22 protein-coding genes are annotated in these 25,069 nt (G+C 71.2%); 13 read left to right on the top strand and 9 right to left on the bottom strand.

Annotation, left to right across the window (positions count from 1 at the left end):
• Window positions 1-88 precede the first annotated feature (88 nt).
• From ACRYRV_RS09925 to ACRYRV_RS09915, 3 genes are read right to left on the bottom strand one after another with little or no spacing between them, the layout of a single operon-like run.
• Window positions 89-1,594, bottom strand: coding sequence for an SLC13 family permease (locus ACRYRV_RS09925; RefSeq protein ID WP_444985265.1), 1,506 nt, complete (start codon window positions 1,592-1,594; stop codon window positions 89-91).
• Between the two features lie 28 nt (window positions 1,595-1,622).
• Window positions 1,623-3,203, bottom strand: a complete 1,581-nt coding sequence (locus tag ACRYRV_RS09920; protein ID WP_444985266.1) for a phospholipase D family protein — start codon at window positions 3,201-3,203, stop codon at window positions 1,623-1,625.
• Window positions 3,190-3,429: a hypothetical protein gene (locus ACRYRV_RS09915; RefSeq protein ID WP_299315614.1), complete on the bottom strand. Its 240-nt coding sequence runs from the start codon at window positions 3,427-3,429 to the stop codon at window positions 3,190-3,192. Before ACRYRV_RS09915 ends, ACRYRV_RS09920 begins: the two co-directional genes overlap by 14 nt.
• A 167-nt stretch (window positions 3,430-3,596) precedes the next feature.
• Between ACRYRV_RS09915 and ACRYRV_RS09910 the strand changes: the two genes are divergently transcribed.
• Window positions 3,597-4,412 carry a redoxin family protein gene (locus ACRYRV_RS09910; protein ID WP_444985267.1) on the top strand — a complete coding sequence of 272 codons (816 nt, stop codon included), beginning with the start codon at window positions 3,597-3,599 and terminating at the stop codon, window positions 4,410-4,412.
• A 98-nt stretch (window positions 4,413-4,510) separates the two neighbouring features.
• On the top strand, window positions 4,511-7,459 hold the full coding sequence (rapA, locus tag ACRYRV_RS09905; protein WP_444985269.1) for an RNA polymerase-associated protein RapA: 2,949 nt from the start codon (window positions 4,511-4,513) through the stop codon (window positions 7,457-7,459).
• Here the strand turns inward: rapA and ACRYRV_RS09900 are convergent.
• Window positions 7,456-8,361 carry a TIGR01777 family oxidoreductase gene (locus tag ACRYRV_RS09900; RefSeq protein ID WP_444985270.1) on the bottom strand — a complete coding sequence of 302 codons (906 nt, stop codon included), beginning with the start codon at window positions 8,359-8,361 and terminating at the stop codon, window positions 7,456-7,458. The genes rapA and ACRYRV_RS09900 overlap by 4 nt on opposite strands.
• Window positions 8,362-8,478: 117 nt before the next feature.
• On the opposite strand from ACRYRV_RS09900, the gene ACRYRV_RS09895 reads away from it, so the two are divergent.
• The 9 genes from ACRYRV_RS09895 (at window position 8,479) to ACRYRV_RS09855 (ending at window position 17,193) form a co-directional block, all read left to right on the top strand.
• Complete coding sequence (locus ACRYRV_RS09895) at window positions 8,479-9,507, top strand: NAD(P)/FAD-dependent oxidoreductase (protein ID WP_444985271.1); 1,029 nt, start codon at window positions 8,479-8,481, stop codon at window positions 9,505-9,507.
• An 85-nt stretch (window positions 9,508-9,592) separates the two neighbouring features.
• A complete protein-coding gene (locus ACRYRV_RS09890; RefSeq protein WP_253446291.1) occupies window positions 9,593-10,513 on the top strand; it encodes a MerR family transcriptional regulator in 921 nt (306 codons plus the stop codon).
• 5 nt (window positions 10,514-10,518) lie between these two features.
• Window positions 10,519-11,934, top strand: coding sequence for a deoxyribodipyrimidine photo-lyase (gene phrB / locus ACRYRV_RS09885; protein WP_444985272.1), 1,416 nt, complete (start codon window positions 10,519-10,521; stop codon window positions 11,932-11,934).
• Window positions 11,935-11,974: 40 nt separating this feature from the next.
• Complete coding sequence (locus ACRYRV_RS09880) at window positions 11,975-12,409, top strand: nuclear transport factor 2 family protein (protein WP_444985273.1); 435 nt, start codon at window positions 11,975-11,977, stop codon at window positions 12,407-12,409.
• A 56-nt stretch (window positions 12,410-12,465) separates the two neighbouring features.
• Complete coding sequence (locus ACRYRV_RS09875; protein ID WP_444985274.1) at window positions 12,466-13,257, top strand: SDR family NAD(P)-dependent oxidoreductase; 792 nt, start codon at window positions 12,466-12,468, stop codon at window positions 13,255-13,257.
• Window positions 13,254-14,609 (top strand): NAD(P)/FAD-dependent oxidoreductase, encoded by a 1,356-nt coding sequence (locus tag ACRYRV_RS09870; protein ID WP_444985275.1) that lies wholly within the window; start codon window positions 13,254-13,256, stop codon window positions 14,607-14,609. Before ACRYRV_RS09875 ends, ACRYRV_RS09870 begins: the two co-directional genes overlap by 4 nt.
• A complete protein-coding gene (locus ACRYRV_RS09865; protein ID WP_444985276.1) occupies window positions 14,606-15,385 on the top strand; it encodes a DUF1365 domain-containing protein in 780 nt (259 codons plus the stop codon). The genes ACRYRV_RS09870 and ACRYRV_RS09865 overlap by 4 nt, the downstream gene beginning before the upstream one ends.
• Entirely contained in the window at window positions 15,382-16,653 is a 1,272-nt protein-coding gene (locus ACRYRV_RS09860; protein ID WP_444985277.1) for a class I SAM-dependent methyltransferase, read from the top strand. Before ACRYRV_RS09865 ends, ACRYRV_RS09860 begins: the two co-directional genes overlap by 4 nt.
• Window positions 16,654-16,662: 9 nt before the next feature.
• A complete protein-coding gene (locus tag ACRYRV_RS09855) occupies window positions 16,663-17,193 on the top strand; it encodes a DUF2878 domain-containing protein (RefSeq protein ID WP_444985278.1) in 531 nt (176 codons plus the stop codon).
• Here ACRYRV_RS09855 and ACRYRV_RS09850 read toward each other — a convergent pair.
• Window positions 17,146-19,011: a putative bifunctional diguanylate cyclase/phosphodiesterase gene (locus ACRYRV_RS09850; RefSeq protein ID WP_444985279.1), complete on the bottom strand. Its 1,866-nt coding sequence runs from the start codon at window positions 19,009-19,011 to the stop codon at window positions 17,146-17,148. The two genes, ACRYRV_RS09855 and ACRYRV_RS09850, sit on opposite strands and share 48 nt — an antisense overlap.
• Window positions 19,012-19,244: 233 nt before the next feature.
• On the opposite strand from ACRYRV_RS09850, the gene fabA reads away from it, so the two are divergent.
• Together fabA and fabB are read left to right on the top strand one after the other, a co-directional pair.
• Window positions 19,245-19,760, top strand: coding sequence for a 3-hydroxyacyl-[acyl-carrier-protein] dehydratase FabA (gene fabA / locus ACRYRV_RS09845; RefSeq protein ID WP_119022599.1), 516 nt, complete (start codon window positions 19,245-19,247; stop codon window positions 19,758-19,760).
• A gap of 14 nt (window positions 19,761-19,774) precedes the next feature.
• Window positions 19,775-20,992, top strand: a complete 1,218-nt coding sequence (gene fabB / locus ACRYRV_RS09840; RefSeq protein ID WP_253446311.1) for a beta-ketoacyl-ACP synthase I — start codon at window positions 19,775-19,777, stop codon at window positions 20,990-20,992.
• Between the two features lie 124 nt (window positions 20,993-21,116).
• Here fabB and ACRYRV_RS09835 read toward each other — a convergent pair whose 3' ends face one another.
• The 4 genes from ACRYRV_RS09835 to ACRYRV_RS09820 all read right to left on the bottom strand — a co-directional run bounded on the left by ACRYRV_RS09835 (window position 21,117) and on the right by ACRYRV_RS09820 (window position 24,931).
• Complete coding sequence (locus ACRYRV_RS09835; RefSeq protein ID WP_253446313.1) at window positions 21,117-21,845, bottom strand: lysophospholipid acyltransferase family protein; 729 nt, start codon at window positions 21,843-21,845, stop codon at window positions 21,117-21,119.
• Window positions 21,842-22,735 (bottom strand): sugar nucleotide-binding protein, encoded by an 894-nt coding sequence (locus ACRYRV_RS09830; protein ID WP_253446316.1) that lies wholly within the window; start codon window positions 22,733-22,735, stop codon window positions 21,842-21,844. Before ACRYRV_RS09830 ends, ACRYRV_RS09835 begins: the two co-directional genes overlap by 4 nt.
• A gap of 55 nt (window positions 22,736-22,790) precedes the next feature.
• Window positions 22,791-23,441, bottom strand: a complete 651-nt coding sequence (locus tag ACRYRV_RS09825) for a single-stranded DNA-binding protein (protein ID WP_444985280.1) — start codon at window positions 23,439-23,441, stop codon at window positions 22,791-22,793.
• A 101-nt stretch (window positions 23,442-23,542) separates the two neighbouring features.
• Window positions 23,543-24,931 (bottom strand): MFS transporter, encoded by a 1,389-nt coding sequence (locus tag ACRYRV_RS09820; protein WP_444985281.1) that lies wholly within the window; start codon window positions 24,929-24,931, stop codon window positions 23,543-23,545.
• Window positions 24,932-25,069: the final 138 nt, after the last annotated feature.

The following is a 25,069-nucleotide window of genomic DNA, read 5'->3' as shown; positions in this document are numbered from 1 at the left end:
ATGCCCTTGTTCGCTGTTATGGAGGAAGGGGGAAGGCTCCCCTGCCCCTTCAGACTAGACCCTGTGCACGTTTCGGCAATGCCCTGGATCAAGCCGCCCAGCCGAAGCCCAGCAGCGGCATGGCCAGCGCGAACACCACCAGGGTGATCACCACCAGCGCCGCGACGCTGATCAGGGCCCCGGCCCGCACCATCTCGGCCACGCTCAGCTTGCCGCTGGCGAAGACCACGGCGTTGGGCGGCGTGGCCACCGGCAGCATGAAGGCGCAGCTGGCGGCCATGGCCACCGGCACCGAGAGCAGCAGCGGGCTCGCCCCCAGGCTGACGGTGAGCGAGGCGGTCAGCGGCAGGATCGCCGCCGCGGTGGCGGTGTTGCTGGTCACGTGGCTCATCAGCATCACCGCCAGGGCCACCATGGCCACCATGGTCCAGACGGGCCAGCTGCCGAAGACGCCCAGCCCCTCGGCCACCACGGCGGCGAGCCCGCTCTCCTCGATGGCGGTGCCGAGGCTGAGCCCCCCGCCCACCATGATCAGCACGCCCCAGGGCAGGTGCTTGGCGCTCTCCCAGTCCATCAGGAACTGGCGCTGGCGCCAGCGAGCCGGCACCACGAAGAGCAGCAGGGCCCCGATGATGGCGATGCCGGCATCGCTGAGCTCCAGCCCCAGGGCGCCCTCCAGCAGCGGCCGGGTGATCCAGGCCAGGGCGACCAGGGCGAAGATCGCCGCCACCCGCAGCTCGGGGCGGGTCATGCGCCCCAGATCCCGGGCCTGATCGGCCAGCATCTCGGCCACCCCGGGCACCTCGCTGCGCTCCACCGGGTAGACCAGGCGAGTGAGCAGCCACCAGGCCAGGGCCAGCAGCAGCAGCGACGGCGGCACGGCCACCGCCATCCACTGGGCGAAGCCGATCTCGATGCCGTAGCTGTCCCCCATGAAGCCGGCCAACAGGGCGTTGGGGGGCGTGCCGATCAGGGTGCCCATGCCGCCGATATTGGCGGCCAGGGCGATCCCCAGCAGCAGGGTGAGCGCCATGTTGCGGCTGGCGCCGGCGCCGCCCTGGCGTTCCAGCAGGGCCAGCACCGAAAGCCCGATGGGCACCATCAGCGCCGCCGTGGCGGTGTTGCTGACCCACATGCTCAGGGCCGCGGTGGCCAGCATGAAGCCCGCCACCAGGCGGTCCGGGCGGCTGCCGGAGACCCGCAGCACCAGCATGGCGATGCGCCGATGCAGCCCCCAGCGCTGGATCGCCTCGGCCAGCAGGAAGCCGCCGAGGAAGAGAAAGATCAGCGGGTTGGCATAGGGCACCGCCACCGAATGGATGGTGCCCACGCCGAGCAGCGGCAGCAGCGCCACCGGCAGCAGGGCGGTGACGGCGATGGGCACCGGTTCCAGCACCCACCAGGCCGCCATCCAGGCGGTCAGCGCCACCACCTGCCAGGCCGCCAGGGGCATGCCGGCGGGAGGCTCCATCAGCAGCAGCAGGGCCGCCGCCAGGGGGCCGAGGAAGAGGCCCAGGGTGACCTTGAGGCGCTGGCGGCGAGCCTGGCGCAGCTCGGCCTCCTCGGGGGCGTCAGTCGATGGCAGCTCGCTCATGGCGGCACTCCTTCGCTAGTCGTTCGCGCTACAGCCAGCGCTCCAGGCGCAGCAGGCGGCTCAGCCAGGCGTTGGCATGGCGCCAGGGGCCGCCGGGCTCGCGGGCAAGGCGCAGCGTCTCATCATCCTGACGCATCTCCCAGCCCAGGCGCCCCTCCTCGTCCAGGGTAACCGCATAGCTCAGCGCCGGGCTGGCCCCTACCTCCACCAGCTCCCGGAACTCCCGGGCCAGGCTTTCACTCTCCGCCAGCACGCCCACCTCGCTGTTCCACCACACCGAACGCGGGTCGGCGTTGGGCGACCCCACGAAGACGGTGTCGTCGTCCACCGCCAGGGCCTTGATATGCAGCGCCGAGGCGGAGCTTCCCGGCACGCCGATGGCGGCCTCCTCGCCGTTGGCGTGCTCGGCGCGCAGCTCGAAGAGCGCCACCCCGCTCTTCAGCAGGTCACGGCGATAGGGCATATAGGCGCCATGCACCACCGGCACGTCGGTGGCCTCCAGGGAGTTGGTGACCACCTGCACCTCGACACCCCCTTCGGCCAGCGCCTGCAGCGCGCGACTCCCTTCGGCGGTGGGCACGAAGTAGGCCGAGACCAGGCTGAGACGCGCCTCCGGCGCCAGCCGCGACCAGAGCCGCCCGCCCATGGTCTCGTCGAGCGCCGGGCGCCCGCGGCGGGCCGGCTTGCCGGGCGGGTCCCACAGCGCCTCGGCCCGCCCCCAGTGGAGGGCATCCACCAGCCGGCTGCGCTCGCGCTCCTCGTGGCGCCGGCGCAGGGCGGCGAAGTAGTCGGAGTCGTTCTCCTCGGCCAGCCAGGCGGCGAGCCGGTCGCGCAGAGCGCGCCAGGCCTCGGCGTCGGCGCGATGGTAGCGGCCGACCGGCTGGGCCAGGCCGTGATTCCAGTAGAGGTCGAAGCTCATCGACAGGGGGGCTACCACCTCGCCCAGGGTCAGCAGGTCGAGGTCGGCGAAGTTGCGGGGTTCGCTGGCGTTGTAGTACTCGTCGCCCAGGTTGCGGCCGCCGACGATGGCCAGGGCGTTATCGGCCACCCACAGCTTGTTGTGCATGCGGCGGTGGTGGCGCGGCAGCACCGGGATGGTGGCCAGCACCCGGGTGGCCAGGTTGGCGCGCCCCACCGGCAGCGGATGGAAGACCCGCACCTGCACCCGAGGGTGGCTATCCAGGGCCGCCAGCCGCTCCCCCTGCCCCACCGCGCCGATGTCATCGATCAGCAGGCGCACCTCGACCCCGCGTTCGGCGGCGTCCAGCACCTGCGCCAGCAGCGCCCGGGTGGTGAGGCCGTCGCCCATCAGGTAGGTCTGGATATCCAGGCGGCGTTCGGCCCGGGTGGTGAGCAGGGCGCGCACCGCGAAGGCGTCCTTGCCGTTGGCCAGCAGCGCCATGCCGCTCTGCCCCGGGTGCGCCTCGGCCTGCTCGGCGGCCCAGCGCCCCAGCCCGGTCTCGGCCACCTCCCAGGGCGGCAGCGCATGGGAGTGCTCCCGGGGCACCGGAGCGCCGGCGCAGCCCGCCAGCAGGCTCAGCGCCAGCAGCAGCAGCCACAGCGCCGCCGACCGGTAGCGGCCCGGGCGGCGCGCCTCAGGTATCGCCATCGTCGTCGGCCAGCCGTCGCGCCAGCGCCTTGCGCGCCTTGTTGCGCCGGTAGAGGCGCACCAGGGCGATCCCCAGCGCCACCGTTACCATGGCCGCCAGGGTCCAGCCCTGCCAGGGGCGAGCGGCGTCGCCCATCAGCGTTTCCAGGGTGATGATCAGGATGAAGCCCAGCGCCTGGCTGGCGATGGCCAGGGCGCGCAGGGTGTCGAAGGCTGACTTGGCCATGGTGGCTCCCGTGACGAGGGTCGCTGACGGATGACAGCCATGCCGACCGGCAGTAGGCTTGGCATGGAAGGGACGGCGGCGTCCCGAGGGTGCCCAAGTGTAACCGCTCCGACGCCGATCGCCGACCCTGCAGCGCCACCCCACCTCTGCCATGACCAGGAGCCCCCATGGATGCCATCGCCCTCGGCCCCGTGCTGATCTCGGTGCCGCGCCTCTACGCGCTGGGCGCCGCCGCGCTGCTGCTGGCGCTCAGCGCCTGGCTGCTGGGCCTGCCGAGGCGCGAGCACGCCCGCTGGTTCAATGGCCTGGTGCTGGCCTGGCTGGTGGGGGCGCGCGCCGGCCACGTGCTGACGCACCTGGAGGCCTATGCCGCCGCCCCTCTGGATATCCTCAAGCTGTGGCAGCCGGGCTTTCACGGCCTCTGGGGGCTGCTGGCCGCCCTGGTCTGGACCGGCTGGACGCTGCGCCACCACCTGCTGCGGCTGATCGGCGCCATGGCGCTGACCGTGGGGGCGGCGAGCCTCTGGCTGGTGCTGATGACCCTGGCACCGCTGGGCGGCGGCATGCCCATCGATGAGCTGCCCGATATCACCTTGGAGACCCTGGACGGCGACAGCGTCAACCTGCGCGACCTGCGGGGGGAGACGGTGGTGCTCAACCTCTGGGCCACCTGGTGCCCCCCCTGCCTGCGCGAGATGCCGCTGCTGGCCGAGGCCGACGCCCGCGACGGCGTCACGGCGGTGATTGCCAACCAGGGCGAGGAGCTGCTGCAGGTGGCCCGCTACCTGGACGACCAGGGGCTGGCGTTCCGCTACCCGCTGCTCGACCCGCGCCAGGAGCTGATGGTGCTGCTGGCGTCCCCCGGCCTGCCCACCACCCTGCTGTTCGACGCCTCCGGGCGCACCGTGGAGCGCCACGTGGGCGAGCTCTCCCGGGCCCAGCTCGGCGCCTGGCTCGACCGCCACGGCGCCGAGAGCCCTTAAGCCCCGCGAGGCTTTGCTGTAAGATACCGCGCCCTGTTCGGTCCGCCCCGTCCCGGCGGCCATGAGCGCATCCAACTCTCAGCATCCTCCGAGGCATCATGAGCGACTTCTCCCCCGGCCAGCGCTGGATCAGTGACGGCGAGGCCGAACTCGGCCTGGGCACCATCCTCAGCGTCGACCCCCGCAGCGTCACCGTGCTGTTCGGCGCCAGCCAGGAAACCCGCACCTACAGCAGCCGCCAGGCCCCGCTCACCCGGGTGGTATTCGGCAGCGGCGACCGCATCCGCGCCGCCGAGGGCTGGACCCTCACCGTGGACGACACCAAGGAGGTCGGCGGGCTGATCGTCTATATCGGCGAGGACGAACAGGGCGAGCTCACCGAGCTGCCCGAGGCGCGGCTCGCCGACACCATGCAGTTCGACCAGGCCCGCGACCGCCTGCTCACCGGCCAGGTGGATCGCAACGACTGGTTCGACCTGCGCTTCCGCACCCTGCACCATCACCACCGCATCGAGCAGAACCCGGCACTCGGCCTGGCCGGCCCGCGCATCGACCTGATCCCCCATCAGCTCTATATCGCCGACGAGGTCTCCCGCCGCCACGCGCCCCGGGTGCTGCTGGCCGACGAGGTGGGGCTCGGCAAGACCATCGAGGCGGGGCTGATCCTGCACCGCCTGCTGCTCACCGGGCGCGCCGAGCGGGCGCTGATCCTGGTGCCGGCGAGCCTCTGCCACCAGTGGCTGGTGGAGCTGCTGCGCCGCTTCGCCCTGGAGGTGACCCTGCTCGACGAGCAGCAGAGCCAGGCCCACGGCGACGCCAACCCCTTCGAGGCCGGCCAGATCATCCTGGCCAGCCAGGACTGGCTCTTCGCCAACCCCCACCGCCAGTCCCAGGCCCTGGCCTGCCGCTGGGACCTGCTGATCGTCGACGAGGCCCACCACCTGGACTGGAGCGAGGAGAAGGTGGGCCCGGGCTACGCCTGCGTGACCCGCCTGGCCGGCGAGAGCGAGGGGGTGCTGCTGCTCACCGCCACCCCAGAGCAGATGGGGGTGGCGAGCCACTTCGCCCGCCTGCGCCTGCTCGACCCGGACCGCTACCACAGCCTCGAGCGCTTCCGCGAGGAGGAGGCCCACTATGTGGAGGTGGCCGAGGCCATCGACGCCCTGGAGCGCCTGCCCGGCGCGGCCGCGGACCGCGAGCGGGTCGCCGCGGTGATCGACGAGGCCGACAGCCTGGCGCTGCTCGATACCCTGGCCAACCCCGAGGCCAGCGAGGCCCAGCACGCGGCCGCCCGGAACCAGCTGCGCGACCAGCTGCTCGACCGTCACGGCACCGGCCGGGTGATGTTCCGCAACAGCCGCCGCCACGTGGGCGGCTTCCCGGAGCGCCGCCTGCACGTCACCGAGCTCGCACCGCCCTCCGCCTACCGCCGGGTGCTGCGCAAGCTGGAGCGCGACGAGGACTACCTGGACGAGCTGCTGATCGAGACCGGCCTCGACCACCCCGAGGTGCTGATCTATCTCGACGCCATGTACCGGGCACTTGCCGACGACCCCTTGAACGAGGAGCCCTGGTGGCAGATCGACCCCCGGGTCAACTGGCTGCTGGAGCGGCTGGCCGATGACGGCGAGGGGGGGCTCGCCGGCGACAAGGTGCTGGTGATCGCCCACGACCGGGAGACCGCCCAGGGGCTCGCCGAGGCGCTGCGGGTGCTGGGCGGCTACCACGCCCCGGTGTTCCACGAGGGGCTCTCCCTGGTGGAACGCGACCGCGCCGCCGCCGCCTTCGCCGACGAGGAGGAGGGGTGCCAGGTGCTGGTCTGCTCGGAGATCGGCTCCGAGGGGCGCAACTTCCAGTTCTGCCGGCACCTGGTGATGTTCGACCTGCCCATCCACCCGGACCAGCTGGAGCAGCGTATCGGCCGCCTGGACCGCATCGGCCAGCGCCACGCCATCGAGCTCCACGTTCCGGTCTTCGAGGCCAGCCCCGGCGAGAAGCTGCTGCGCTGGTATCGGGACGGCATGGACGCCTTCCGCGCCCCCCACGGCATCGGCAGCGAGATCTTCGACGCCTTCGGCGACGCCCTGGCCGAGGCGCTGCTCGACGAAGAGGCGCTGGCCGAGGTGGTCGAGGAGACCCGGACCTTCTTCGAGAGCCGCCTGGCCGAGCGCGACGCCGGCCGCAACCGCCTGCTGGAGCTCAACGCCTGCCGCCCGGAGCGCGCCGAGGCGGTGGCCGCGGCGATCCGCGAGCTGGATGAGGACCGCGCCCTGCCCCGCTACCTGGACCTGGCCCTGGACATCTTCGGGGTCGACAGCCAGGAGCTGGGCGGCGGCATCCAGCACCTGACGCCCAGCCAGCAGATGCTCGACGGCCTGCCCGGCCTGGCCAAGGGGGAGGAGGGCTTCTCGGCCACCTTCTCGCGGCTGCGGGCCCTGGCCCGGGACGACGTCCAGCGGCTCTCCTGGGAGCATCCGCTGCTGCGCGAGATGATGGGACGGATTCTGGACGGCACCATGGGCAACACGGCGCTGGCGCTGCTCAAGCATCCGGCGCTGCCCGCCGGCCGCATGATGGCGGAGCTGGTGTTCCGCACCCACTGCCCGGCGCCGCGGAAACTGCACCTCAACCGCTTCCTGCCGCCCACCGCGGTGCGCGTGCTGCTGGACGAGTCCGGCGCCAATCTGACCGACAAGATCTCCTTTACCGGGCTCGCGAAGAACCTGCAGAAGGTCAAGAAGGCCATGGCCCGGGACCTGATCCGCAGCCGGCTCGAGGTGCTGCGCGAGCTGCTCGACCGCGGCGAGGGGGAGGCGGAGCGCGAGCTGCCCTCCATCGTCGAGGCGGCCCAGGGGCGGATGCGCGAGGCCCTGGACGGCGAGCTGGCGCGACTCACGGCGCTCGCCCGCCACAACCCGGCGGTGCGCGAGGACGAGATCGCCGCCCTGCGCGCCGAGCGCCAGGCGCTGGACGAGGCCATCGAGGGCACCCGCCTGCGCCTGGACTCGGTGCGCGTCATCGTCACGGTGGGCGAGGAATCCCGCTAGCCAAGAATATCCGCCAGGGCGGCGTCCAGGGTCTCGAACTGGAACCGGAAGCCCGCCTCCTGGAGACGCTTCGGGCGCATGTCGGCACCGGTCAGCAGCAGCCGTGACATCTCGCCGAAGGCGGTCTTCAGCACGATGGCGGGCACCGGGAAGATGGCCGGGCGCCTGAGCTGCTTCGCCAGGGTGCGGGTGAACTCGGCGTTGGTGACGGGATGGGGGGCGCCGGCATTGAAGGCGCCCTCCAGCTCGTCGTTGGCGAGCAGGAAAAGGATCGCCTGCACCAGGTCCTCCCGGTGCACCCAGGGCATGAACTGCTTGCCGCTGCCGAAGCGCCCCCCCAGCCCCAGCTTGAAGGGGGGCAGCATCTTCTCCAGGCTGCCGCCGCCGGCATCGAGCACCAGGCCGATGCGCAGGATGGCGACCCGGGTGCCGTAGTCCGCCGCCTCCCGGGCGGTCTCCTCCCAGCGCTTACAGAGCCGGTGGGCGAACTCGTCGTGGGGCGGCGTCTCCTCGGTCACCTCGCGGTCGCCCTGGTCGCCGTAGTAGCCCATGGCCGAGGCCGACACCATGACCCGCGGCGCTCGCCCGCCGCTGCTCTTGAGCTGCTCGCAGAGAATGACCAGGTCGCGGGTGATATTGACCCGGGACTCGATCAGCCGCGACTTCTGATCGTCGCTCCAGCGCCTGGCGGCGATGGACTCACCGGCCAGGTTGACGATGGCATCGGGCGGGGTGTCGACGAAGTCGAGCACCGAGCGGCGGACCTCCGTCCCCTCGGGAAGCCGTTTGCGCACCGCCTCGGGGTCCCGGGAGACCACCAGCAGCCGATGGTCCGCCTCGGCCAGGCGCTGGCATAGCCGCTGCCCCACGAAACCGCTGCCACCGGTGATGAGCACTCGCATTGGGATCTCCTTGTCTGTCATCGATATGGACCCGGCCGAAGCCAGTCGCTGCCATAGGTTATACAGCTGTTGTACACTTCTGCTAGTCTAGCTGAAAACCCCGGAGGCAACGCGTCGATGCGCTCACCGCTCTCACCCTCTACCGCCATCATCGGCGCCGGCATCGCGGGCCTCGCCTGCGCCAGGGCCCTGGACGCCGCCGGCCTGCCGGCCACCCTGTTCGACAAGGCGCGCGGCCCGGGCGGGCGCATGTCCAGCCGGCGCCTGCCGGAGGCGGTGGTCGACCTCGGCGCCCAGTTCTTCAGCGTGCGCGACCCGGACTTCGGCCGCCAGGTCGAGGCCTGGCGCCGGGCCGGATGCGCGGCGCCCTGGCCCACCTCCCTCTGGTCGGCAGAGGCGGGCCGCTGGCAGCGCCATGCGGACGACCTGGCACGCTTCGCCGGCGCGCCGCGCATGAGCGCCGTGACCCGCCACCTGGCCTCGGGCCTGGAGGTGGTCGCCGGCACGCGCGTCGAGCGCCTGGAGGGAAGCGCCGGCTGCTGGACGCTGGTGGATGAGCGCGGCGCGCGCCACGGCCCTTTCGCGCGGGTGGTGATCACGGCTCCCTCGCCCCAGGCCCAGGCTCTGGTGGCGCCCCACGACGCCGCCCTGGCCGCGGCCTGCGAGACGGTGGTCCAGCGCCCCTGCTGGGCCGCCTGGGCGCTGTTCGACGCGCCACTGCCCGCCCTGCCCGGCGTGGATGCCGACTGGCAGGCGGTGCGCCTGAGCGATCCACGGCTGCGCTTCGTCACCCGCAACCAGCTCAAGCCGGGGCGCCAGGAGCAGGCCGAGAGCCTCAGCCTGCTGGCCAACCTCGCCTGGAGCGAAACGCGCCTCGAGGAGAGCCCCGAGGCCATCGGCGAGGCGCTGCTCGAGGCCTTCCGGGAGGCGCTCCCCGCGGGCGTGCACCTGCCGGCACCCAGCGCCCTGGGTGCCCACCGCTGGCTCTACGCCCAGCCCGAGGAGAGCGGCGTCGGCGAGGCGGACTACCGCCTGTCGGCCAGCGGCCTGGCCCTGTGCGGCGACGGCTGGCGCGGCCCCCGGGTCGAGGACGCCTGGCTCTCCGGCCACCATCTCGGCGAGGCCCTGGCGGCCGACGCCCCATGAATCGACCGCGACAGGAGTCCGCCATGTCAGCCATGTCAAATGTCCAGGCAGTGAGTACCGACAGGATCCGGGAGGCGGTTTCGCCATGAACGACCACTCGCAGCACGGCAGCGATACGCCGCTCTATCCGATTCGCGAGGTCTCTCGCCTGACCGGGGTGAACTCGGTCACCCTGCGCGCCTGGGAGCGCCGCTACGGCCTGATCCAGCCCCAGCGCACCCCCAAGGGCCACCGCCTCTACACCCGCGAGGATATCGAGCGGGTGGAACAGGTCCTGCAGTGGCTCAACCGCGGCGTGCCGGTGAGCCAGGTGCGCGAGCTGCTCGACCGCCCCGAGGCGAGCGAGGCGCCGCCGGCCGACGTCAGCGACTGGCCGGGGCAGCGCGCCCAGCTGGTGACCGCCGCCGAGGCGCTGGACCTCGAGCGCCTGGCCACCCTCCACGACCGCTCCCTGTCGCTCTACCCCGTCTCGGTCTGCCTCGCCGAGCTCTGGGCCCCCGCCGTACGCGAGCTGGAGGAGCGCTGGGGGGAGCGGCTCGGCGACACCCTGCAGCGCCTGACCCTGGAGGCCTTCCTGCGCACCCGCATCGGTACGCGCCTGCTGCACGCCAACGAGCAGGCCCGGGGCCCCGTGCTGCTGCTCGTGCCGCTGCCCGATGACCCCGGCACCCTGTGGCGCCTGCTGGCCGCCCTGGCCGCCAGCGACCGGGGCTACCGGGTCGCCCTGCTGGATACCGAGCTGCCCTTCGGCGAGCTGCCCCTGGCGGTGGAGGCCCTGGGCGCCAGCGGCGTGCTGATGGCCGGCAGCCACGCCGGCCGCAGCGACCTGGTGCGGCGCCAGCTGCCGCGCCTGGCCGAGCAGCTCGAGGTGCCCCTGGCGCTGTGCGGCCCGGTGGCGCGCATCCGCGAGGCCGACCTGGCCGACAGCGGGGTGGCCATGCTCGGCGATGACCTGGCCCAGGCCATGAACGGTCTCGCCGGCCTGCTGCCGCCCGCCGGGGAGTAAACGCCATGGCCGCTACCCTGATGTGGTTTCGCAGCGACCTGCGCGTCCAGGACAACCGCGCCCTGGCGGCGGCCGCCGCCCGCGGGCCGGTGGTGGCCGTCTTCCTGCGCGCCCTGCCCCACTGGCGGCGCCACGGCCACGGCGCCAATCAGCTCGACTTTCGCGCCCGGGGGGTGGCGGCCCTGAAGGCGTCGCTGGCCGGCCTCAACATCCCCCTGCTGCACCGCGATATCGACGACTTCAGCGAGGCCCCCACGGCCCTGCTGGAGATCGCCCGGGAGCACGGCGCCACCGCCCTGCACTTCAATCACGAATACCCGCTGGACGAGCAGCGCCGCGACGCCGCCGTGCTCGCCGCCTTCCGGGAGGCCGGCCTCGAGGCCCGGGGGCACCACGATGCCGTCGCCTTCGCCCCGGGGGAGCTGCTCACCGGCAAGGGCGACTACTACGGCGTCTTCACCCCCTTCGCGAAAAGCTGGCATCGCCAGCTGACGGCCGAGCGCCTGGCCCTGGCCGACACTCCCGCCCCCCAGGCGGAGACCGGTATTGCCTCCGACCCCCTGCCCGAGCTGCCCGAGCTCGAGGACGCCCCCATCGACGGCCGCCACTGGCCCGCCGGCGAGGGGCCCGCCGCCGACCGCCTGGAGCGCTTCCTGCGCTTTCGCGGACGCTACTACGCCAAGCAGCGCGACTTTCCGGCCATTCGCGGCACCAGCGAGCTCTCCCCCTACCTGGCCCTGGGCATGCTCTCCCACCGCCAGTGCCTGCAGGCGGTGCTGGCCGAGAACGGCGGCCGCCTGGCCGAGGGCGATGCGGGCCTGGTGGCCTGGGTCAACGAGCTGGTATGGCGGGAGTTCTACCGCCACGTGGCGGTGGGCTTCCCCCAGGTGTGTCGTTACCGCCCCTTCCAGGCCCACACCGAGGCGCTGGCCTGGCGCGATGACGACGAGGGCTTCACCGCCTGGTGCGAGGGGCGTACCGGCTATCCCATCGTCGACGCCGCCATGCGCCAGCTCGTCGCCACCGGCTGGATGCACAACCGCCTGCGCATGATTACCGCCATGTTCCTCTCCAAGCACCTGCTGATCGACTGGCGGCGCGGCGAGGCCTTCTTCATGCGCCACCTGGTCGACGGCGAGTTCTGCGCCAACAACGGCGGCTGGCAGTGGGCCGCCTCCACCGGCACCGATGCGGCCCCCTACTTCCGCATCTTCAACCCCACGACCCAGTCGAGCCGCTTCGACCCCGAGGGCACCTTCCTGGCCGAGTGGCTGCCGGCGCTGGCCGAGCTGCCGGCCAAGGCCCGCCACGCCCCGCCCCGGGACCTGCTCGGCGGCGTCGACTATCCGCCTCCCATCGTCGACCACAAGGCGGCCCGGGCCCGCGCCCTGGAGGCCTTCAAGGCCCTCAAGGCCGGCTGAGGTCGCGCCCCCGCCCTCCCATCCACCGCCGGAGCCGAGCATGACCGCCGACGAGCGCCTGGAGGCCTTCTGCGCCTTCTTCAATAAACTGGACAAAAGCTGTACAGGAGAGCTCTACGAGTTCTATACTCCTGACGTGCTCTTTATCGACCCGCTTCACCGGATAGAGGGCTCAAGGGCGCTGGAGCGCTACTTTGCGACCCTGTACGAGAATGTGACAGCGTGCCGCTTCCGCTTCCACGACCGTCAGGCCTCGGGCCAGCAGGCCTTCGTGACCTGGACCATGCAGCTGGTCCACCCGCGGCTGAACGGCGGGCGCGAGATCGAGGTCGAGGGCTGCTCCCAGCTGACCTTCGCCGAGGACGGCCGAGTGGCCCGGCACCGCGACTACTTCGATGCCGCCGCCCTGCTCTACGAGCGCCTGCCGCTGCTGGGCGGGGTCATACGGATGGTGAAGCGACGAATCGACGGCTGACCGGGGGCATCCGGCGGCCGCCAACACCGGCGCACCGCGCCGACCCAGGAGGTCCCATGCCCCTCGATGGCAAGCAACGCATCTGGCTCACCGGTGCCACCTCAGGCATCGGCCGCGCCCTGGCGCTGCGCCTGCTGGCCGATGGCCACCGGGTGGCGCTGAGCGCGCGCAGCGAATCGGCCCTGGCCGAGCTCGCCGAGGGGCATGCCAACGCCCTGCTGCTGCCCCTGGACGTGAGCGATCGCGCCGCCGTGGCACGCGCCGGGGAGCGCCTGGCGGAGGCCTTCGGCGGGCTGGACCTGGCGCTGCTCAACGCCGGCACCTGCGAGTACCTGGAGGCTCGCTCCTTCGACGTGGACCTGGTGGAGCGGGTCTTCGCTCCGAACTTTCACGGCGCCATCTACTGCATCGATGCCGCCCTGCCGCTGCTGCGCCGGGCCAGGGCCGAGGGGGGCCGGCCGCTGCTCGCCGCCACCTCCAGCGCCGCGGCCTACCTGCCGCTGCCCCGGGCCGAGGCCTACGGCGCCTCCAAGGCGGCGCTCAGCCACTTTCTCGAGTCCCTGCGCCTGGACCTGCACGGCGAGGGTATCGACGTCATCCTGATCCACCCCGGCTTCGTGAAGACCCCGCTGACCGACCGCAACGACTTCGCGATGCCGCTGCGTATCGAGGCCGACCAGGCCGCCGAGGCGATCCTCCAGGGGCTCGCCCGCCGCCGTCTGGATATCCACTTCCCGCGCCGCTTCACCCTGCTGGTGAAGCTGATGGGGCTGCTGCCCCCGGCGCTGCGCTACCGCCTGGGCCTGCGCCTGGTGCGCCAGCCTTCCACCGCGGAGACCACCCCATGACCGCCTTTCAACACCCTTCCGGAATGGCCGTGCCCAGGCGCCGCATCGCCGTGGTCGGCAGCGGCATCGGCGGCATGGCCGCCGCCTGGTACCTGTCGAGCCGCCACCAGGTCACCCTCTTCGAGGCAGACGAGCGCCTGGGCGGACACACCGCCACCGTGGATGTCGAGCTGGACGGCAGGCACTACGCCATCGATACCGGCTTTATCGTCTTCAACGACTGGACCTACCCCCACTTCCAGCGGCTGCTGGCGCGGCTGGGGGTGCGCACCCAGCCCACCGAGATGAGCTTCTCGGTGCACGAGACGGCCCGGGACTTCGAGTACAACGGCCACACCCTGGCGAGCCTCTTCGCCCAGCGCCGCAACCTGCTGCGGCCGAGCTTCTACCGCCTGCTGCGCGATATCCTCCGCTTCAACCGGGAGGCGACCCGGGCCCTGGAGAGCGGCGACCTGGACCCGTCCATGACCCTGGGCGAGTGGCTCGCGGCCAACGGCTACAATGAAGCCTTCCAGCGCCGCTACCTGCTGCCCATGGGGGCGGCCATCTGGTCCGGCAGCCTCCAGGAGCTGCGCGACTTCCCGCTGCAGTTCTTCGTGCGCTTCTTCCGCAACCACGGCCTGCTCTCGGTAAACGACCGTCCCCGGTGGCACACCCTGGTCGGGGGCTCGCGCAGCTATATCCCGGCGCTGACCGCCCCCTATGCCGGCCGCATCCGGCTCTCGACCCCGGTGCGGGGCATCCGCCGCCTGGTCGACGGCGTGGAGCTGCGCACCGACGCGGGCAGCGAGCGCTTCGACGAGGTGGTGCTGGCCTGCCACGCCGACCAGGCGCTGGCCATGCTGGAGGACCCGACCCCCGCCGAGCGGGAGATCCTCGCCGCCCTGCCCTACCAGGACAACGAGGTGGTGCTGCATACCGACACCCGCCTGCTGCCCCGCCGTCGCCGGGCCTGGGCGAGCTGGAACTACCGGCTGGACGGCCGCGACGAGGGCCAGCGCATCTCCGTCACCTACGACATGAACATCCTCCAGCGGCTCGAGGCGCCCCACACCTTCTGCGTGACCCTCAACGACGGCGACGCCGTCGCACCGGACAAGGTGCTGGGACGCTTCACCTATGCCCATCCCCAGTTCACCCTGGCCGGCGAGGCGGCCAAGGCGCGCCACGCCGAGATCTCCGGCGCCGCCCTGCACACCCACTACTGCGGCGCCTACTGGCGCAACGGCTTCCACGAGGACGGCGTCTGGAGCGCCCTGCGGGTGGCCAGCGCCCTGGGCTGCGACGAGGATGAGCCGCGTCCCGGCGAGCCCGGCTGGGCCCCCGCCTCCTGGGAAGGGAGCGCCGCATGAGCCGCGCCCCCCGCTCCCGGGTCTACCGCGGCACCTTGCGCCACCGGCGCTTCCTGCCGCGCGCCCACGCCTTCACCTACCGGGTGTGGATGGCCTGGCTGGACCTGGACGAGCTGCCCGCGCTGTTCGACGGCGTCCCCGGCTTCAGCGCCCGGCGCCGGGCCCTGGCGCGGTTTCGCCGCGAGGACTACCTGGCCCCCCACGACCGGCCGCTGAAGGAGGTGGTGCGCGAGGAGCTGGAGAAGCAGCTGGGGTTCGCACCGGACGGGCGCATCTGCCTGCTGACCCAGCTGCGCCTGCTGGGGGTGGGGTTCAACCCGATCTCGCTCTACTACGCCTTCGACGCCTCGGGCCAGCTGCGTGCCGTGCTCGGCGAGGTGAGCAATGTGCCCTGGGGAGAGCGCGTCCGCTACGCCTGCGCCGTGGACCCAAAGCGCCAGAGCCACGCCGCCGAGTTCGCCAAGGCGATGCACGTCTCGCCCTTCAACCCCATGGAGATGACCTACCGCTGGCGCTTCAACACCCCCGAGGGCCAGCTGCTGATGCATATGGAGAACTGGCGGGCGGGCGAGCGCCACTTCGACGCCACCCTGACCCTCGAGGCCAGCCCGGCGACCCGGGGCGAACTGCTGCGCACCCTGATGCGCCAGCCCTGGATGAGCCTCAAGACCCTGGCCGGCATCCACTTCGAGGCCCTGCGCCTGTGGCTCAAGCGCGTGCCGATCCATGACCACCCCGGCCCCGACCCGAGATCCCGTGAGGAGAGTTCATCGTGAACACCCTGCGCTCTGCTAGCACCACCCGCCCCCTGGCGGAGGAGACCGACCGCCTGACCCGCTGGCTGCAACCGCGCCTGCTGGCCCAGCTCGACCGCCTGGAGGGCGGCCAGGTGACCCTGATCGAGGGGCACCGCCGCCATTGCCTGGGCCAGGGCGGCGAACTGAACGTCACCCTGGTGGTGCGCAACAGCCGGGTGTGGAAGCGCCTGGCCCTGGGCGGCACCGTGGGCGCCGCCGAGGCCTACATGGACGGGGACTGGGATGCCGACGACCTGGTGGCCCTGGTGCGTCTCTTTGCCCTCAACCTGGAGCGGGTCAACGGCGAGATGGAAAACGGCACCGCGCGGCTCGGCCGCTGGCTGCTGACCGCCCTCTATGGCCTGCAGCGCAACAGCCTCAAGGGCTCCCGACGCAATATCGCCGCCCACTACGATATCGGCAACGAGCTCTTCGCCACCTTCCTGGACGAGCACCACCGGATGTACTCCAGCGCCGTCTTTCCCTACCCGGAAGCGAGCCTGGAGGAGGCCTCCACCTTCAAGCTGGACCTGATGCTCGACCGCCTGGACGTGCGCCCCGAGCATCACCTGCTGGAGATCGGCACCGGCTGGGGCGGGCTCGCCATCCACGCGGCGAAGACCCGCGGCTGCCGGGTCACCACCACCACCATCTCCGAGGAGCAGCACGCCTACACCGCCCGGCGCATCGCCGAGGAGGGGCTCGGCGATCGCATCACCCTGCTCAAGCAGGACTACCGGGAGCTTCAGGGGCGCTTCGACCGGCTGATCTCGGTGGAGATGGTGGAGGCGGTGGGGCACCAGTACCTGGACACCTACCTGGCCACCCTCGACCGGCTGCTGACCGACGACGGCCAGGCCATGCTCCAGGCGATCACCATTCGCGACCAGCGCTTCGAGGAGGCCAAGCGCGAGATGGACTTCATCAAGCGCTATATCTTCCCCGGCGGCTTCCTGCCCTCCCATCGCGCCCTGCTCGACGGGCTGGCCCGCCGCACCTCGCTCAACGTGCTCTCCCTGGACGAGATCGGCCTCCACTATGCGCGCACCCTGCGCGAATGGCGCCACCGCTTCGAGGCCAGCCTGGAGACCGTGCGCAAGCTCGGCTATGACGAGCGCTTCATCCGCATGTGGCGCTACTACCTCTGCTACTGCGAGGGAGGCTTCCTGGAGCGCACCATCGGCACCTGCCACCTGCTGGTGGCCAAGCCTGGGGCGCGACCGGCGCCCCAGGCCGGCGGCCTGTGAGGGCGTCCCGTGCTCGCCGCCCTGCGTGAGCCCGCCGGTCGCCGGCTGCTGATCAACTTCACCGCCTTCGAGCTGGGCTGGCTGGCCTGCGTGCTGGGGGGATCGGCGATCGGCGCCCTGGCGGCGGCGGCGATCCTCGCCCTGCACCTGGGCTGGCAGGCGCGCCCCGGGGAGTGGCGCTGGCTGGCGGGCTTCGCCCTGCTGGGCCTGGCGGTGGACGGCGGCCTGCACCTGGCCGGCGGCTTCGATTTCGGCGAGGCCACGCTGGCCTTCGGCCTCCTGCCGCCCTGGCTCTGGCTGCTCTGGCCGCTGTTCGCCACCCTGCTCCACCACTCCCTGGCCTGGCTCTGGCAGCGCCCCTGGCTGGCGGTGGTCGGCGGCGCCCTCAGCGGCCCCCTCTCCTACTACGCCGGCGCCCGCCTGGCGGGGGTCGAGCTCGCCCCCTGGCTGCTGCCCGCCCAGGCGCTGGTATGGGGCCTGCTCTGCCTGTGGCTAACCGTTCGCCTCGGCCGCGGCGAGCGCAGCACCTCCATCACCTGAGCGCAGCGGATGCCAGCGCGCCTCGATCGCGGCCGCCGGCTCCGGGCGCGCATAGAGAAAGCCCTGGACCAGTTCGCAACCGGCGGCCAGCAGGAAGTCCCGCTGGGCTTCGGTCTCCACGCCTTCGGCGATCACCTCCAGGTCGAGCCCCCGGGCCATGGCCAGCACCGCGGTGACGATGGCCGCGTCGGCGCGGTCGCCGGGCAGCGCGCGCACGAAGGTGCGATCGAGCTTGAGCTTGTCCAGGGGCAGCTGCTTGAGGTAGCCCAGCGAGGAGTAGCCGGTGCCGAAGTCGTCGATGGCCACCGGATGCCCCAGGGCGCGCAGCGCCTCCAGGCGCGGGGCAATATCGCCGGCGCGCTCGTCGAGCAGCACCGATTCGGTGATCTCCAGCCCCAGCAGGCTCGCCGGCACCCCATGGCGGGCGAGGCCGGCGCTGAGCGCCGACTCCAGCTCGCCCTGGAACATCTGCAGCGCGGAGACGTTGATCCACACCGGCAGCTCGGGCACCCCAAGCCGCCGCCAGCGCGACCGGCAGGCCAGCGCCTCGTCGATGACCCAGTTGCCCAGCGAAGCCATCAGCCCATGACGCTCGGCCAGGGGAATGAAGTCGGCAGGCGAGATCATGCCGTCCCGGGGGTGGCGCCAGCGCAGCAGCGCCTCCCAGCCCACCAGCCCCCCGTCATCCAGCCGGTGCTGAGCCTGGTAGTGCAACTCCAGCTGGGAGCCGGTGGCCAGGGCGTGGCGCAGGTCGTTGACCATGCCCAACTGGGGACTCTCCTGGATGTCCAGGGCGGGACGGAAGCGCTGGCAGTGATTGCGCCCGTGGCGCTTGGCGGTGTAGAGCGCCGACTCCAGGCGCTGAAAGAGGGTGCCGGACTCTCTGCCATCCTCCGGGGCGCGGCAGCTGCCGATGGTCAGCCCCAGGCGCAGGGAGTGCCCCTGCAGCTCGAAGGGCTCGGCCAGGTGTGCCTGGAGACCGGCCACCCACTTGTCGTGATCGTCGAAGGTGGTGGTGCGGATCACCATGAACTCGTCGCCGCCGAGGCGTCCCACCACACCGCCGGCCATCTGATGGGCCAGGCGCTGGCCGAACCGCGCCAGCAGACGGTCGCCCTGCTCCACACCGAGGGAGTCATTGACCTGCTTGAAGCCGTCGATGTCGATCAAGGCAATGTCGAGGCTCTCGCCCGCCCGCAGGTGGCGCAGCCTTGACCCCATCAGGTCATGCAGGCGGCGCCGGTTGGGCAGGCCGGTGAGCGGGTCCTCGAAGCCGATTCGGCGCAGGTCGCGCTCGCGCGCCTTGTGCATCGAGATATCGGTGAACAGGCAGACATGGTGGCTCAGTCGTCCGCTGTCGTCGGTGACGGCACGTACGCGCAGCCACTCGGGGTATTCGTCGCCGTGCTTGCGCCGGTTCCACATCTCCCCCTCCCAGCGGCCGGTGGCCTGCAGGGTCTGCCAGTAGCGCGCGAAGAAGGCGCTGTCGTGGCGAGGGGCCGCCAGCGAGGTGGCGTTGCGCCCACGCACCTCATCGAAGCTGAAGCCGGTGATCCGGGTAAAGGCGGGGTTGACGGCGAGAATACGGTTGGCGGCGTCGGTGATGATGACCCCGTCCTCGGTCAGCGCCAGCGCCTCCTGGCCCAGCCGCGAATACTGATGCTGGCGACGCACCTGACGCCAGGCGTCGGCCAAGCCGAGCCCCACCAGGGTGAAAGCGACGCCGCGCAGGGCCAGGTCGGGCAGCCATACGCTGAGCGTGAGGCCGGCAAGGCCCACCCAGGTCAAGGGGCGGTTGAGGGAGAAAGGTGGCCACATGGCGTTGGTTCGACTCATGGGTAAGAGGGAGAAGGCTCATCAGCCTATCGGCCGCTCGCGCCTTTACTGTACCCCTCTGAGCCCTCGGTATTTCCACGCTTATGCCGACATAGGACAACAGCGAAGCGCGCCTGGCGTGCATTCCCCCTGCGCGGACAGTAGACTTGACCCAGTCGCCTGGCGGCGGCCCGCCGCCTGCTGCACACAATAACTTCGACCTTCGGAATGACTCAGTGACCAAGCAACACTCCTTTGATCGCGAAGAACTGCTGGCCTGCTCCCGCGGCGAGCTGTTCGGCCCGGGCAATGCGCAGCTGCCGGCCCCCAACATGCTGATGCTCGACCGCATCACCCGCATCTACGAGGATGGCGGCGACTTCGGCAAGGGCGAGCTGATCGCCGAGCTGGATATCCACCCCGACCTGTGGTTCTTCGACTGCCACTTCCCCGGCGACCCGGTCATGCCCGGCTGCCTGGGGCTGGATGCCATGTGGCAGCTGGTCGGCTTCTACCTGGGCTGGCTGGGCAACCCCGGCCGCGGCCGCGCCCTGGGCTGCGGCGAGGTGAAGTTCACCGGCCAGATCCTGCCCGATGCCAAGAAGGTCACCTACAAGATCGATATCAAGCGCATCATTACCCGGCGCCTGATCCTCGGCATCGCCGACGGCACCGTGTCGGTCGATGGCCGCGACATCTACCAGGCCACCGACCTGCGCGTGGGCCTGTTCACCTCCACCGCGAACTTCTGAATCAGGAGGCTTCCATGCGACGAGTGGTAGTCACCGGCCTGGGTATCGTGTCCTGTCTGGGCAATGACCGTCAGGCCGTTCTCGAGGCGCTCAAGGAAGGGCGTTCCGGTATCCGTTTCAAGGAGGAGTACGCCGAGCGCGGCTTCCGCAGCCAGGTGGCAGGGGTGGTCGATATCGACCTGGACGCCCTGATCGACCGCAAGCTGAGACGCTTCATGGGCGACGCCGCGGCCTTCGCCTATGTGAGCATGGCCCAGGCCATCGAGGACTCGGGGCTGACCCCGGAGATGGTCTCCAGCGAGCGCACCGGCCTGATCGCCGGCTCCGGCGGCGCCTCCAGCGCCAACCAGGTCGAGGCCGCCGACGTGATGCGCGAGAAGGGCCTGCGCCGGGTGGGACCCTACCGGGTCACCCGCACCATGGGCAGCACCGTCTCCGCCTGCCTGGCCACGCCGTTCAAGATCAAGGGGGTCAACTACTCGATCTCCTCGGCCTGCGCCACCTCCGCCCACTGCATCGGCAACGCCATGGAGCAGATCCAGATGGGCAAGCAGGACGTGGTCTTCGCCGGCGGCGGCGAGGAGGAGCACTGGACCCTCTCCTGCCTGTTCGACGCCATGGGGGCGCTCTCCACCCAGTACAACGAGAGCCCAGAGAAGGCCTCCCGCCCCTATGACCAGGCCCGCGACGGCTTCGTCATCGCCGGCGGCGGCGGCATGCTGGTGCTCGAGGAGCTGGAGCACGCCCGCGCCCGCGGCGCGAAGATCTACGCCGAAGTGGTCGGCTACGGCGCCACCTCCGACGGCCACGACATGGTCGCCCCCTCCGGCGAAGGCGCCATGCGCTGCATGCGTCAGGCCATGGCCACGGTGGACGGCAAGATCGACTACATCAACACCCACGGCACCTCCACCCCGGTGGGCGACGTGGCCGAGCTCAAGGCGATCCGCGAGGTGTTCGGCAACACCACCCCGGCCATGAGCTCCACCAAGTCGCTGACCGGCCACTCCCTGGGCGCCACCGGCGTGCAGGAGGCGATCTACTCGCTGCTGATGATGGAGAACGACTTCATCGCCGCCTCGGCCAACGTCGAGACCCTCGACGAGCAGGCCGACGGCTTCGATATCGTCACCCAGCGTCGCGATGGCGTGAACATCGAGCGGGTGCTCTCCAACAGCTTCGGCTTCGGCGGCACCAACGCCTGCCTGGTGCTGGAGAAGTTCAAGGACTGAGTTCAAGGACTGGGCTCAAGGAGTGAGCCCGACAGCCTGCCCGGCAGACACGAGAACGGCGCCCCGCGGGGCGCCGTTCTCGTTCGCGTCTCGTCATCGGGCCCTGCCGTCAGCCGGGTGCCCCTCAGGCCGACGGTCGCGGCACCTCGGAGATCTCCGCCAGCCGGGCCTCGATCCACGCCTCCACCTCGACCAGCACCTCCTCCGGCGTGCGGCCGGCGGTCGCGATGGGCTCGCCGACTACCAGGGAGAGCCGCCCGGGATTCTTGATCCAGTGGCGCCCCGGCCAGCGTTCGCCGGCGTTGTGGGCCACCGGCACCACCGGCACCCCGGCACGGCAGGCGATCACCGCACCGCTCTTGTTGTAGCGCTTGCGGTGCCCCGGTGCGACCCGGGTCCCCTCCGGAAAGATCAGCACCGAGAGCCCCTCGTCCAGGCGCTGCTTGCCCTGGGTCAGCACCTGCTTCATGGCCCGGGCGGGCCGGCTGCGGTCCAGGGCGATGGGGTGCAGCAGGCGCAGCCCCCAGCCGAACAGCGGGATGCGCAGCAGCTCCTGCTTGAGCACGGTGCAGACCGGTGGCTTGAGGATCTGCAGGTAGATGGTCTCCCACTCGCACTGGTGGTTGGCCAGGATAACGCAGGCCCCCTCGGGCAGGTGCTCGCGGCCGCGGATCTCGTAGCGCACCCCGCAGGCCCAGCGAAACCAGGCGGTGATCAGGTGGTTGTAGACGTTGAGCAGGCGGTAGCGGCCGCTCAGCGGCAGCAGCGGCGCCAGCGGCAGGAAGAGCACCCCGCACACCAGCATGACCAGGAAGTAGCCGACGTAGAAGAGCAGGCTGCGCAGGGCATTCATGAGGACGCGGGTCCCTCCGGCGACTCCTGGCAGCGATGGTTGGCCTGGCACCAGGCGTCCAGCATGGTCCCCACCTCCAGCCGCCAGGGTTTCTGGTGCACGCCGAATACCTCCAGCACCCGCCGGCAGTTGAGCACTCGGCGCAGCGGGTGGTCGTGGTGGTGGTGCAGCGCCTTGACCTCGCCCAGGGTCACCTGCTCGCCGCGCCCCTCGAGGCGGGTGGCGAGCTGGGTGCGCACCATGGAGACGAAGGTGTAGACGCTGACCGGCTCGGTGCCCGCCATATGGTAGCTGCCCCAGGCACCGGCCCCGCAGTGCTGCTGCTGGAGCATGCCGATCAGCGCCATGGCCACGGCGTCCGCCGAGGTGGGGCAGCAGGTGACGTCGGCCTCGCCGCGCACCTCGCGACCGCTCACCAGGGTGTCGATCAGCTCGGCCAGCCAGGCGTGGCCACCCTCCAGGGCAAACAGCGGGCCCAGGCGCACGATCAGGTGGCGCGGATGCTCCGCGCGAATGCGGTCGCCGGTGACGACCAGGCGGCGCAGGCTCTCGTCACGGGGGCGCGGAATGACATGCTCGTCGATGGGCTCGGCGAAGCCGTCCTCGTAGAGCTGGTCGGAGACGCACCACACCAGGGGGACGCCCGCCTCCCGACAGCGCTCCATGCACTGCTCCACCGCCTCGGCGTGGGCGCTGACCTCCGCCGGCGCCGCCCGGATGGGGCGCGACAGCGGCGGAATGATCAGCGCATCCGGCGCCACCTCGGCAAGCCGTTCGGCATCGACCACGCTGGCGGCGTCGATCACCAGCTCGGTGTCGCTCCGCCGGTTGGCCTCTCGCGCCAGTGCCAGGCTCAGGCAGTGGCCGGCATCCAGTATCAGCAGCTTCACTCGTGCTCCTCCCTGCGCCCCCGGGGCTCCCGGTGTCCCGCGTCCGACAAGGTGGTCAGAACGGGATTTCGTCATCGAAGTCGTCGAAGCTGCCAGGATCCGGCGCCCCGTAGTTACCCTGCTGGTTGCCCTGCTGGCCCTGCTGCTGCTGGCCGCCCGGCTGGGCCGGCGCGGGGCGCTGCTGGGGCTGGGCCGGCCGCTGAGGCTGACCGCCGAAGCCGCCGCCCTGCTGAGGCTGACCGCCGAAGCCGCCGCCATGCTGAGGCTGGCCACCATAGCCGCCGCCCTGCTGGGGCGCACCGCCGCCGTACTGACCGCCCTGATAGCCCCCCTGCGGGGCCTGGCCACCGCCCTGGAAATCACCGCCGCCTCGAGAGTCGAGCATCTGCATGTCGTTGACCACGATCTCGGTGGTGTAGCGGTCCTGGCCGTCCTGGCCCTGCCATTTGCGGGTCTGCAGGCGCCCCTCGACGTAGACCTTGCTGCCCTTCTTGAGATACTGCTGGGCGATCTCGGCCAGCTTGTTGAACATCACCACGTTGTGCCACTCGGTGCGCTCCTGGCGCTGGCCAGACTGCTTGTCCATCCAGGTGTCGGTGGTCGCCAGCCGCAGGTTGGCGACCGGCGCACCGGAGGGCATGAAGCGAACCTCGGGATCCTGTCCCAGGTTGCCGATAAGAATGACCTTGTTGACGCCGCGGGCCATTTGGGACTCCTTTAATCATGAATGCATGTGTCTGCAGGCAGGCCTGCAGGATGGCGCATCGGGCGCCCGGTTGCGAGCGCGGCCGAGGGTTGCGCTCTCCCTCAGGCGCGCTCCTTGCCATTATCGATCACTCTGGCCAGCGCCTGCTCGTCGAGGCGCTGGCGATCCACCTTCAGGTAGGCCAGCCGCTCCTCGGGCACCACCAGCACGTCCTCCACCCCGGCCACCTCGGCAAAGCGCGCGGCGAGGCTCTCCAGGGCCGTTCCCTGGTGCTCCTCATCCAGGGCCACCACCTCGCTGGCCAGGTGGGGCGGCGGTGACATGCCCGCCATGGCCGCCAGCCAGCCCAGCGCCAGCAGGCCGGCCCCGACAAAGACCGCGGAGAGGCCCCACTGCTGGGCCAGGAAGCCGCCCAGCACCCCCCCCAGGAAGGCGCCCAGGAACTGGCTGGTGGAGTAGACCCCCATGGCGGTGCCCTTGGCGCCCGCCGGGGCCAGCTTGCTGAGCATGGAGGGCAGGGTCGCCTCGAGCAGGTTGAAGGCCACGAAGAAGAGCCACAGCCAGGCCAGCAACCCCCAGAGGCCGCCACCCAGCCCCGCCATGCCGCCCAGGCTCAGGGCGATGGCGCCGATGGCGGCCAGACACATCGCCTTCATCTGACGGCGCTTCTCGGCCAGGATCACCAGCGGAATCATGCCGATGAAGGCCAGCAGCATCACGCCCAGGTAGGTGAGGCCGTGACGCTCCACCGCGATGCCGGCCTCCACCAGCCGGAAGGGCACGGCAACGAAGATCGCCATCAGGACCAGGTGCAGGGCGAAGATGGAGAGGTCCAGGCGCAGCAGGTCCGAGCGCCCCAGGGTCGCCCCGAGCTGGGCCCGGTCGATGCCCACGTCGCGATGGCGCAGGCGCCGCGGCGCAGGCGGCACCAGCCGCCACAGAACGATGAGCCCCAGCCCCGCCAGTAGCGCAGTGAACCAGAACACCGAGGAGAGCCCGAAGGCGGCGGCCAGCCAGGGCCCCAGCACCATGGCCACGGCGAAGGCCACGCCGATGGAGAGGCCGATGGTGGCCATGGCGGCGGTGCGCACCTGCTCCCGGGTCTGGTCGGCGAGCAGCGCCATGATGGCCGCGGCCACCGCCCCGCTGCCCTGCAGGCAGCGCCCCAGGATCACGCCGCCGATGCTATCGGCGTTGGCCGCCACCACGCTGCCGACCAGGAAGAGCAGCAGGCCGAAGGCGATGACCGGCTTGCGGCCGAGGCGGTCGGAGAGAGCGCCGAAGGGGATCTGCAGCACCGCCTGGGTCAGGCCGTAGACGCCCAGCGCCAGCCCCACCAGCAGCGGCGTGGCGCCGACCAGCTCATCGGCGTAGAGCGCCAGCACCGGCAGCACCATGAACAGGCCCAGCATGCGCGTGGCATAGAGGCCAGCCAGGCCGGAAATGGCACGCCGCTCGGCGGGGAGCAGCAGCCCGGAAACCTTTCGCATAGGGTTGTTGACGTTCCATGCTCGGGTGCGAGGCACCCCTGAGTGAATCGCATATTCTAGCGGCTCGCCGCCACCCAGGGAAAGCCGCACCCCGGCGTTGCTTTGCCGCCGCCGCGGGCGGGCCCGTATAATCGATCT

The organism is Halomonas mongoliensis (assembly GCF_052496345.1).
Note: the sequence above shows the minus strand (reverse complement) of the source record. Positions and strands in the feature narration are given on the sequence as shown.

What these genes read in the sequence shown, in the direction of transcription:
- ACRYRV_RS09925 (WP_444985265.1), bottom strand. Translation starts at nt 1,594, where the DNA reads ATGAGCGAGCTGCCATCGACTGACGCCCCCGAGGAGGCCGAGCTGCGC.
- ACRYRV_RS09920 (WP_444985266.1), bottom strand. Translation starts at nt 3,203, where the DNA reads ATGGCGATACCTGAGGCGCGCCGCCCGGGCCGCTACCGGTCGGCGGCG.
- ACRYRV_RS09915 (WP_299315614.1), bottom strand. Translation starts at nt 3,429, where the DNA reads ATGGCCAAGTCAGCCTTCGACACCCTGCGCGCCCTGGCCATCGCCAGC.
- ACRYRV_RS09910 (WP_444985267.1), top strand. Translation starts at nt 3,597, where the DNA reads ATGGATGCCATCGCCCTCGGCCCCGTGCTGATCTCGGTGCCGCGCCTC.
- rapA (WP_444985269.1), top strand. Translation starts at nt 4,511, where the DNA reads ATGAGCGACTTCTCCCCCGGCCAGCGCTGGATCAGTGACGGCGAGGCC.
- ACRYRV_RS09900 (WP_444985270.1), bottom strand. Translation starts at nt 8,361, where the DNA reads ATGCGAGTGCTCATCACCGGTGGCAGCGGTTTCGTGGGGCAGCGGCTA.
- ACRYRV_RS09895 (WP_444985271.1), top strand. Translation starts at nt 8,479, where the DNA reads ATGCGCTCACCGCTCTCACCCTCTACCGCCATCATCGGCGCCGGCATC.
- ACRYRV_RS09890 (WP_253446291.1), top strand. Translation starts at nt 9,593, where the DNA reads ATGAACGACCACTCGCAGCACGGCAGCGATACGCCGCTCTATCCGATT.
- phrB (WP_444985272.1), top strand. Translation starts at nt 10,519, where the DNA reads ATGGCCGCTACCCTGATGTGGTTTCGCAGCGACCTGCGCGTCCAGGAC.
- ACRYRV_RS09880 (WP_444985273.1), top strand. Translation starts at nt 11,975, where the DNA reads ATGACCGCCGACGAGCGCCTGGAGGCCTTCTGCGCCTTCTTCAATAAA.
- ACRYRV_RS09875 (WP_444985274.1), top strand. Translation starts at nt 12,466, where the DNA reads ATGCCCCTCGATGGCAAGCAACGCATCTGGCTCACCGGTGCCACCTCA.
- ACRYRV_RS09870 (WP_444985275.1), top strand. Translation starts at nt 13,254, where the DNA reads ATGACCGCCTTTCAACACCCTTCCGGAATGGCCGTGCCCAGGCGCCGC.
- ACRYRV_RS09865 (WP_444985276.1), top strand. Translation starts at nt 14,606, where the DNA reads ATGAGCCGCGCCCCCCGCTCCCGGGTCTACCGCGGCACCTTGCGCCAC.
- ACRYRV_RS09850 (WP_444985279.1), bottom strand. Translation starts at nt 19,011, where the DNA reads ATGTGGCCACCTTTCTCCCTCAACCGCCCCTTGACCTGGGTGGGCCTT.
- fabB (WP_253446311.1), top strand. Translation starts at nt 19,775, where the DNA reads ATGCGACGAGTGGTAGTCACCGGCCTGGGTATCGTGTCCTGTCTGGGC.
- ACRYRV_RS09835 (WP_253446313.1), bottom strand. Translation starts at nt 21,845, where the DNA reads ATGAATGCCCTGCGCAGCCTGCTCTTCTACGTCGGCTACTTCCTGGTC.
- ACRYRV_RS09825 (WP_444985280.1), bottom strand. Translation starts at nt 23,441, where the DNA reads ATGGCCCGCGGCGTCAACAAGGTCATTCTTATCGGCAACCTGGGACAG.
- ACRYRV_RS09820 (WP_444985281.1), bottom strand. Translation starts at nt 24,931, where the DNA reads ATGCGAAAGGTTTCCGGGCTGCTGCTCCCCGCCGAGCGGCGTGCCATT.